The organism is Paenibacillus sp. 01T422 (assembly GCF_056398785.1).
The window spans coordinates 1-8,967 of the sequence record NZ_JBFTQB010000228.1 but is presented as its reverse complement, the minus strand read 5'-3'; the positions used below and the strand labels follow the sequence as shown (position 1 = coordinate 8,967).

Annotated in this window: 8 protein-coding genes and 1 pseudogene; 2 read left to right on the top strand and 7 right to left on the bottom strand. The window is 45.9% G+C overall.

All coding sequences use genetic code 11. The features are described 5' to 3' along the window. The 4 genes and pseudogenes from AC1DUA_RS14755 to AC1DUA_RS14740 all read right to left on the bottom strand — a co-directional run. Window positions 1–275 (bottom strand): annotated as a pseudogene (locus AC1DUA_RS14755) (carbohydrate ABC transporter permease); the annotation flags it as partial. Further along, window positions 275–1,156 carry a carbohydrate ABC transporter permease gene (locus tag AC1DUA_RS14750; protein WP_477500488.1) on the bottom strand — a complete coding sequence of 294 codons (882 nt, stop codon included), beginning with the start codon at window positions 1,154–1,156 and terminating at the stop codon, window positions 275–277. The pseudogene AC1DUA_RS14755 and the gene AC1DUA_RS14750, both read right to left, overlap by 1 nt. Window positions 1,157–1,223: 67 nt before the next feature. Further along, window positions 1,224–2,594: an ABC transporter substrate-binding protein gene (locus tag AC1DUA_RS14745; RefSeq protein ID WP_477500487.1), complete on the bottom strand. Its 1,371-nt coding sequence runs from the start codon at window positions 2,592–2,594 to the stop codon at window positions 1,224–1,226. Window positions 2,595–2,733: 139 nt separating this feature from the next. Then, window positions 2,734–3,771 (bottom strand): glycoside hydrolase family protein, encoded by a 1,038-nt coding sequence (locus AC1DUA_RS14740; RefSeq protein WP_477500486.1) that lies wholly within the window; start codon window positions 3,769–3,771, stop codon window positions 2,734–2,736. Between the two features lie 126 nt (window positions 3,772–3,897). Between AC1DUA_RS14740 and AC1DUA_RS14735 the strand changes: the two genes are divergently transcribed. Continuing rightward, complete coding sequence (locus tag AC1DUA_RS14735) at window positions 3,898–4,791, top strand: helix-turn-helix domain-containing protein (RefSeq protein ID WP_477500485.1); 894 nt, start codon at window positions 3,898–3,900, stop codon at window positions 4,789–4,791. A 12-nt stretch (window positions 4,792–4,803) separates the two neighbouring features. Here the strand turns inward: AC1DUA_RS14735 and AC1DUA_RS14730 are convergent, their stop codons facing one another. Beyond that, the gene (locus AC1DUA_RS14730) at window positions 4,804–6,939 is read right to left on the bottom strand and encodes an alpha-L-fucosidase (protein ID WP_477500484.1); all 2,136 of its coding nucleotides are present in this window, start codon (window positions 6,937–6,939) and stop codon (window positions 4,804–4,806) included. A 227-nt stretch (window positions 6,940–7,166) separates the two neighbouring features. Between AC1DUA_RS14730 and AC1DUA_RS14725 the strand changes: the two genes are divergently transcribed. Next, window positions 7,167–7,490 carry a hypothetical protein gene (locus AC1DUA_RS14725; RefSeq protein WP_477500483.1) on the top strand — a complete coding sequence of 108 codons (324 nt, stop codon included), beginning with the start codon at window positions 7,167–7,169 and terminating at the stop codon, window positions 7,488–7,490. A 354-nt stretch (window positions 7,491–7,844) separates the two neighbouring features. On the opposite strand, the gene AC1DUA_RS14720 is transcribed toward AC1DUA_RS14725, so the two are convergent. Both AC1DUA_RS14720 and AC1DUA_RS14715 read right to left on the bottom strand, forming a co-directional pair. After that, window positions 7,845–8,621 (bottom strand): hypothetical protein, encoded by a 777-nt coding sequence (locus AC1DUA_RS14720; protein ID WP_477500482.1) that lies wholly within the window; start codon window positions 8,619–8,621, stop codon window positions 7,845–7,847. 141 nt (window positions 8,622–8,762) lie between these two features. Beyond that, window positions 8,763–8,967, bottom strand: a 205-nt coding sequence (locus AC1DUA_RS14715) for a YebC/PmpR family DNA-binding transcriptional regulator (protein WP_477500481.1), incomplete at its 5' end; no start/stop codon positions are given.

The window sequence follows — 8,967 nt, the reverse complement described above, 5'->3', positions numbered from 1 at the left end:
GCGCTGCATATAGCAATTACGATAACGATCAAGGCAGATGTAATGGAGACAAGCAGACTGTTGGCGATATACACATTGAACTTGGACACTTTGAAAATGTTGATGTAATTCTGAAACGTAAATTGCTCTGGCCAATAGTGAATCGGAGTACTGAAGATTTCCTTTTGTGGTTTCAATGAGGTAATGACGATCCAGTATAAGGGAAACACCATCAGCACGAAGTAAAATGAGAGAAAGACAACCTTCATGAGCCGATACCAGAATCTTCGTTTCATCAAAAGTCACCTACCTTCTCCGACTTCGTTACCATCAAGTAAAATACGGTATACAGAAACAGCATTACGATCATGATGACACCAACGGCCGAAGCTGCCCCATAATCCCCATCATAGATGATTTTGTTAAGCATTAAGGAAGATAGAATGTGTGTAGCGCCTCCCGGCCCCCCATTGGTCATGCCATAAATAAGCGTTGGATCGTTGAATATCCATATGACCCGCAGCAACGTCGTAGCGATAATGGTTGGCATAATGTACGGAATCGTCACATCCAGCAGCTTGCGATAGCTATTAGCACCGTCAATACTCGCAGCCTCGTAGAGCTCCGAAGGGATAGATTGCAGCGCGGCTAGCAGCATAATCGTGAAGAAAGCTATGCCGTACCATACATTGGCAATAATAACGGAAGACATCGCCCATTTGGGATCTGACAAGAAACCAATTCGATCTTCAATAATGCCAAGTCGCAGCAAGAGATCATTGATTACACCGATTTGCGAGTTAAACAGCCACTTCCAAATAAGACCAATTAAGAAGCCGGATAATGCCCACGGATAAAAAATAAACCCTTGATATACGCCTCGTCCCCAAAACTTCTTATTCAAAAACAACGCCAGGATGAACCCCAGAAGAAATTGCAAAATTAACGAAAAGAACACCCAATACAAGCTATTTTTCAGCGCAGCAAGAAATTGATGATCACGGAACGCATCAACAAAGTTTTGCATCCCAACGAAGTGAACTTGCTTCAGATTGAAGAGCTTGTAATCTTGAAAAGCCATCACAACCCCCTTCAGAAAGGGGTAATAGGTAAATACGAGCACAAGCAGCAGTGCGGGCAGCAAGCTGGAGAGAATGAATTTTTGCCGAGCACTCACGTCGAACACCTCCCCGGTAAGACAGCAGCGGCAGGCGATGAGCGCCCGCCGCTTGCTGCTTGTTTCGTTATTTTTTCATACCAGCCTGCTGATCCAGCCAGAATTTATCCCATTCTTTCAAAAGGTCGTCAGCGGATTTCTTATCCAGCAAATAGGATTGCTGCCCTTTCATGCTGAGCTCTCCCCAACTGCCATTGCCTGGATATTTAAATGGCGGAGTAAAGTTGACGAATACATCCGCTTTGGCCGTCATATCCAGAAGTGTTTTATAGGGCCCCGTTTGGAAGAACGTGTCCGCTGTCGCCGACGTATGGATCGGAATCGTACCGATTTGTTTGGAGAATTCCGTATTTTCTTTGGGACTTGAGAGGTAAGAGATCAATTTCCAGGCTTCATTTTTATTTTTGGAATTGGCCGTGATTCCCCATCCTGCCGCCCCTGTGCTGACCAAGGATTTACCGTTAGGTCCAAGAGGCATAGCTGCTGTCTCTAGTGTTTTGGGGTCCATTTTATCCTGAAGCACTTTAATAACGTCTGGGTCCTGCAGCAAAATGCCGGTTACGCCTGACGTAAAGGCTTGAACCTGATCTTGAAAGCCCCAGTTGATGGAGTCCGGTGGCGATGCCTCTTTGTAAAGCTTTTTATATAACTCTAACGCTTGTTTGGCTTCTGGAGTTCCGTACACGGTTTTGCCATCCTTCGTAAATGGCGTATCGTCAATATTCATGACTTTATCATTGTAATCATAAATCATATGATCAAAGTTGCCATTCGCTCCCGAGCCACCCCGGAATGAGAAACCGTAACGATTTTGCTTCGGATCGGTTAATTTTTTGGCTGCATCCACCAGTTCATCCCACGTTTTCGGTACCGTTAACCCTTTGGCCTCAAACCAATCTTTGCGATAAAACATTTGTCTTTGATACAGTGCATTTGCGATAAAGTAAAGTTTGCCGCCCGTTGAGCCTRCAACTTTGGATGTGCCTGAAAGAGTTTTACTGTCCGCCCAGCTAGCAGCATACGAATCCAAGGGCTCAAGGTAGCCATTATTGACATATTCCGCTATGTTCAGATCCCTGACCTCTAGAATATCGAGATCTTGCTTGGCCGCCAGCATCGTCCTAATCTTATTGTCTGCTTGATCAAAAGGCGGCGAAATGAGCTCAACTTTAATGTTGGGATTGTCCTTTTGAAACCGTCCGATAGCATCTTGCAGCAGTTTCGTGCGCTCAGGGCTCGTTAGGCTTTCGATCATCTGGAGCGTCACTGGTTTGGCAGCAGGCTCCGTACTTTTGAGAGCCTCAGTTGCAGCAGGCGCACTCTCGCCAGGCGCAGGCGTATTGCTCGTACCTCCGCTTCCGCTGCACGCTGCTAAGCTCCCCACTAACATGACTCCGGCTAGCATAGTTGTCCATCCTTTTATTACAGCTGCCCCCATATCATATGGCCTCCCCAAATTTGTTATATTCAACTATATTGTCTTAATTCAATAGATATGTCTTAGCACTTGATTAAAAATAAAGAAGCCAGCCTCTGATAATCAGAGACCGGCTTGTATAGGTTTGATGGCTTAATCGCTATTCCGAGGCAATCGGCACCACCATGTTCCATGTCTGAGAAGCTTTGGTAAATCCTCCCGCTCCATCTGCCGTTGCCGCAAACAAATGCGTAGGTTTTCCATCTTGGAAAAGAATGAAAGGTCGCTCGAAGCTGCCCATTATCGTCTCCGTGCCATCATCCCAACGGATTTTCCTGGAGTACGCCTTAGGATTGTCTGATAAATGCCAGGTTAGTCCATCCTCGGAGTGCGCCTGAATGCCTGCATGCAGCTCCCCGCATATGTGACCATCCATATCTTTGGCGATAAGCTCATATCGCTCACCTGTGTGCCAAATAAATGGATCTTCCAGATGAAATTTAGCAGGCGGAAATACCGGATCTTCACTGGCAACGCGATATGGACCGTCAAATCGGTCAGCACGCGCCGCACCAATCATCATTTTCCCGTGTACATTGCCTTCGTATTGACGTGCTTTATAAATGAGCATAACGGACCCGTCCGCATGGATACAAGGCGCAGGATTCGAAGTCAGGAAGCTGTCGAAATGCCCTGGTCTTGTCGGTAAAATCGGAGAGTCTCTCCGTTCCCAAGGACCGAACACGCTTGTTGAAGTCGCTAAGCCTATTCGTTTGTTCGCACGGGCAACGATACAACGCGGATCCGTAAGGCCGAATTCTTCTCCCGGCAGCACATCTGCCAGTGGATTTGTTGACCCCATATAATACAGCACGTAGGTGTCCCCGTGTTTCGTTATATGCGGGTTATGCGTACTGCGGCCGTCCCAATATTCTGCTCCTCGCGCGGGAAGCACAATCTCCTCGAACGCATATGGCCCTTCTGGCGTATCAGACACCGCTCGCACAACTTCCGAATGAACAAGCCAGCCTGGGTGCATCGGCAGATGTTTGGGCCACCGGGATGCAAACATGTGAAAGCGGCCATCCTCGCCTTTGATCACCGAGCCGCACCACACCCAGTATCCTTCCATCCGAAATCCTCCGTTCTTAGGTGCTGGTTTCAATCTGTCGTACAAGCTCTTAGTTTGAATAGTCATATAGACCCTCCTTTATTTTCTTCATAATGGTCGTCCCAATTGACAGCAGATTGTAAGCGGTTTATCCTAATAAAAATGCGTAAAATGGCATCTTTCTTGCAATTCGCAGACTAGAGGTGTTAACCAATGACGGAATTAACTTCTATCGTCTCGATCCAACCATCTATTCGGGCAGCTCATTATCATGCTTATTCCGGCAGAGTAAAGGAGAAAAACAGATTTGGCTACTGCTTTGCTTTTCATTTCATTTATAAAGGGACTGGTTCAGTCCAGATGAACGGCCGAAGTTATCCTTTAAAGAAGGGCACGCTTGTATTCATTCCACCCGGCCTTAAGCATACTTTTCAAATGAATGAATCCCAGCCGATTTCTTCTTATGATATGTATTGTGATTTTTTCACGAAAAACAATACGATTCAGCATCTTTATTTCGATCCTCAACTCGATTTCGAACCCGGTCTTTTGACAGAGAGCAGACCATCCAGAGAATTGGAACAATTAACAGGGATTACTCAGCTAACCCGATATCCAGAGCTCATTCAAACCTTCATTCAGATTGTCCGGATGAATCGATTGGATATTCAATATAAAGCCGAAATCGTAAATAGCCTGCTTTACAGTTGGATTTTACAGTTAGTCAATTTACATTTATCGGACAATATCCCTGATTACCGGATTCAAAAGATTATTGATCTCATGGAACAGTATCCTGGAATGAATCCGCCCTATGAACAGTGGCTGGAAATGTGTCAACTAAAGAAATCACAGTTCTATAACATGTTTAAGAAAATGACCGGGCTGACGCCGAAAGAGTGCTTTTTTCGGATTAAAATGCAGCGAGCCTACGCGACTATCCATGAAAGCAAACGCTCGATCACATCGATTTCGGAAGATCTGGGATTTTCTTCGGTCCATTATTTCTCCCTGCAATTTTCCAAATATTTTGGTCTCCCTCCCTCTGAATTAAGGAAGCAGACGAAAGTTGGAACCGTGTCCCCTTCCAAAAAAGAACATCTTTAGCCGAAGCAACTGCTAATTCCCAACATCCGTTGAATCAACCTCATCAAAGGACTCTTTCTGTTCCTGATCGGTTGACAACGGGATAAAAGTAATTGTATGAAGCCTCATGAGCTCATTCCCTTCAATAGTGACAGGCATCATCACGAAGTCATGCTCTCCCGAAGCTAGTGTCACTTCATGTTCAATTAGGAAGGGAGCAGCCGTTTCCGACGGTACAAGTTGGCCGGGGAGCCGCTGTTCACCTAGGCATAAAGCATAGCTCCCGCCATACGAAGGTCCAGGTGCACTCATGCGGATCACCAACTTATAAACACCTTGATGATTTAATCTTACACGCCATTTGATGAATTGATGGATACTTGTCCATTTACAGACAAAATCATTGCCCTTCTTGCCATCCCCGTAACCTATGCCTTTGCTCACTTCCGCATCAAAAGCTCTTAAAGTGGTCGTCTGGCTGCTGCTAATTAACCGTCCGGGATGCACGGCCGGCTCACCATCTACATCAATAACCACAACCCGATGATACTTGTTCGGCGCCTGCTCAGGCACATGGATCTCCCAATCGTAGTAATTCAGTCTCTTGGCAGCCAATGGTTGGGCTGCTTCATCATCCAGTAACCAAGCTTTCTTGATATGGCTTTTCAAACCGCCTAGCACCAATTTGCCATCTTTGGGCCAATCAAACACGTGCAGAAATAGCTGATTTCCTCGCATTGTCGACTCTCCCCAGCTCTGGACTGCAAGCGGAGTTTTGTGGGTGCCGTAGATGCTCTCCCCATTCACGGCTAACCATGAACCGATCCCTTGCAGGATCGTACGATCTCTCTCATCGATGAGACCGTCTCCCATTGGTCCCAGATTCATGAGGACATTTCCTCCTCGCGCAGATGACTTCGCCAGCAGTTGAACAAAGACATCTGCTGGCTTGTGGCTGTGATCGTCTGCCGAATACCCGTAGGATTCATTAGTCGTTGGGATCGTTTCCCAGTCACCTTCGCATGGAAAAATCTCCAGCGCACGATCTGCCGTATTCACATAATCGGAGAAAGTGTCAAAACCGTATCCATGAGCAAGTCGCCCATTGACGACAATGCGGTCATCCGCCTCACGAATCGCTTGCAAAATTTTCAAATTTTCCGAAAGCGGCAATTTATGAGGCGTATCAAACCACAAAATATCCGGCTCATATTTGTTGATTAACTCTACAATTTGCGGGATTGACTTCTGATCCACGTAATAGTCCGCTACCCTGGGCACAAGCTCGGGATGCTCGTTAAACCACAGCTTGCCCTTTCCTTCGTATAGGCGCAGATCACCTCCCGGATTCGTATATTCCCAATCGTTGCCCGTTGCATCCGGGTGCTCCCAGTCGAAGGCATGCGAATAATAAAATCCGAAACGCAGGCCATGCCGTTTGCAAGCCTCCTTAAGCTCTTGCAGCGGATCCCTCTCGAATGGGGTCATCCGAATATCGAACGGATAGGCATCCGACGGATAGATCGCAAAGCCGTCATGATGCTTGGCCGTTATGACGACATACCGCATGCCTGCTGCTTTAAACAGCTGCACCCAAGCCTCCGCATCAAATTGCTGAGGATTAAATTTCTCGATACATTCCTTCTTGTATTCATCAAGACTGATTTTCTGTGCCCTCATGAGGTGTTCCGCATAACCTCGCGATGGTTCGCCTTTCCATCTTCCTCCGGTTACCGAATACGGCCCCCAATGAATGAAACATCCGTACCGTGCTTCGCGCCACCAGGAAATCCGCTCTTCCTTGTTAATCAGGGAAGCTGGCCACCACCCCGCAATCGCCTGCTCTACCGCCAAGCGATCTCGCTCCTCTGGCTCAGGGATAACTGCTGCTATTACCCGGATTGAATGAAACGGCAACCGGGTTGGCTTGTTTTTCAAATGCAGCGTATCCAGTCTGGTCATCTCGTCAATCACCATGGAATCTCCCGTAAAACTATCTCCTGCGTATACAATGGCCTGGAATCCTTTGGCAATCTTCAAGGAACTGATGGCTGCTTCCTGAAAACCAAGTTCGATCAGGCGGGACTTTGTATATTCACCGGGATTAAGGGTTATTTTAACTTCCGATTGATAGATGATGAGTACAGCTTGTTCACTTAATGTAGTCATCTCGATGAAGTCCTCCTACTAGTTTTACTACATTATGCCGTCCGATCGCCTATTTGTATTTAGATGAAATTCCGTTTATTTAGATAAATTTCCAGTGTTTTTAGCCTCATTTTTTTGGGAACATGGTTCATCATTAATGCCTACAAAACGACAACGCGTTTCGAGCGACATTTTATATCCAATCTATTAATCTATGATTAATACTATTAATAAAAGGAGGACCTATCGTGGCACATAAAGTGATCAGTGATGAAGAACTATTGCTGCTGTCCCCTAATTGCGATAATCCAGAAGCGAGCTTGTCTGAGAAGCCGAAACTATCCATGAAACTGCTGTATGAACTTATTAAAAAGCTAAAACAAGAAAATGTGATTCTCTCTAACCGGATCGCTGAATATGAGCGCAGAATGGATTTACTAATGGAAAGCAAAGCCCAAGTCGCCAGTACCGCAGAGAGGACAATTCTTATCGAACCTGTACGAGCAGCGGAAGTACTATACGACTTTGGAGACGGCTTTTTGTGTTGTCAGCATGTGATCTCTAATACTTAGAGCAGGTGTGGAACTACGATTCGTTATTTCTACGGAATGAATCAATTTCCTTTGAGAATGGGAACTACGTTCCGCTATTTCAAGCATTTTACCCTCAATGTGAGTTAGTAGGACAAATAAAGTCCTGTAGTTCCACTTCGCCCCCCAAGCCACCTGTTATCACGCAAATAGCGTCCCGTAGATCCCCTTTCCTTGCATACTCTAAGTTTGCAGGCGCGTAAACTTAACTACACGGCCGCGGATCGATGTGACATTGATACTATCGAGCAAGTTGGACATACCTGTTCCAATCCTCTTGAGAATCTCAGACAAATCCGGAAATCGTTTGAGAATACGAGGCGCTTGCTTTAACACTTACCTATTTACTTCAAATGCTGTCCCTATCTCCCCTTCAAATTTGACAAAGCCATCTTTATCCGAGACGATAAGTTCAATCCTTCCCTCCCGCCGATTTACGATCAAATCCAACTCTCGACCACATACATGAACGGACCGAAGCGCCATATGATTCCRAGCAGCAGGCAATCTAGGCTTACAAATAAAGTTGCTTAACCCTGTAGGCTGAAGTCCAAAAATACCCTCCGTTATGATTCGGCCATATAATGCGCTTTCAGCAGAAAGATGCCTCTGATTGCCTTCGGGATAGGCCTCAACCGCATAAGGGACATGATTTCCTAGCAGTCTCCGCTGCGAATAGGCACTTAAATAAGAGATTGCCTCCTCAGTTGCCCCTACTACAAACAGCCCCCGTAAAGCATATAACGTAGATCGGTCCCAGAATGTAGTGTCTCCTGCTTGGGTTACTAACCCATCTTCTGACCACAGCCGCGGGGAAAGCAAAGCCCGAATCGTTCCAGATTTGCGCTCCTCCATGCCCATAACTAATGGGGAACAAATCCATGATCGTAAAATGTCATTTCCTTCGTAATATCGGTACGTGTCATAACCTTCCACTGTACCACCGAAATAGCGTTCGATTGCTTCATACAGCTCTTGAGCAAAGGATCCATATTGTTTGGCAGCTACCTCATCGCCTAATTCTTGAGCTAAACGCGATCCATACACATAAGCGGCATAAGTCAAGCAAGAGGTCGATAGATTCGCTGAACCACTTGGAAATCTCCCTTCCAATTCGTCAGAATCCGATGCGATTACGCCATCCTTATTCTTTTGCTTTTCACAATAGTTTAAGCACCGTATTCCTGCTGGTTAAGCATATGTAAAAAAAAGACCCGCGCTGGGCGCGGATCTCTACATTTAATCCTATATGAATTATTCCACGTTATGATAAACCTGCTGTACATCCTCTAGATCTTCCAAAGCATCGATCAATTTATCGAATTGAACTTGTCCTTCTTCGGATAAAGTGACGTTGTTTTGAGCCAACATTGTCAACTCAGCAATAGCAAACTCACTGATTCCAGCTTGTTTGAATGCTTCTTGAACAGCGTGGAACTGATCTGGGTCGGCGTAAACC

What these genes read in the sequence shown, in the direction of transcription:
- AC1DUA_RS14730 (WP_477500484.1), bottom strand. Translation starts at nt 6,939, where the DNA reads ATGACTACATTAAGTGAACAAGCTGTACTCATCATCTATCAATCGGAA.
- AC1DUA_RS14735 (WP_477500485.1), top strand. Translation starts at nt 3,898, where the DNA reads ATGACGGAATTAACTTCTATCGTCTCGATCCAACCATCTATTCGGGCA.
- AC1DUA_RS14740 (WP_477500486.1), bottom strand. Translation starts at nt 3,771, where the DNA reads ATGACTATTCAAACTAAGAGCTTGTACGACAGATTGAAACCAGCACCT.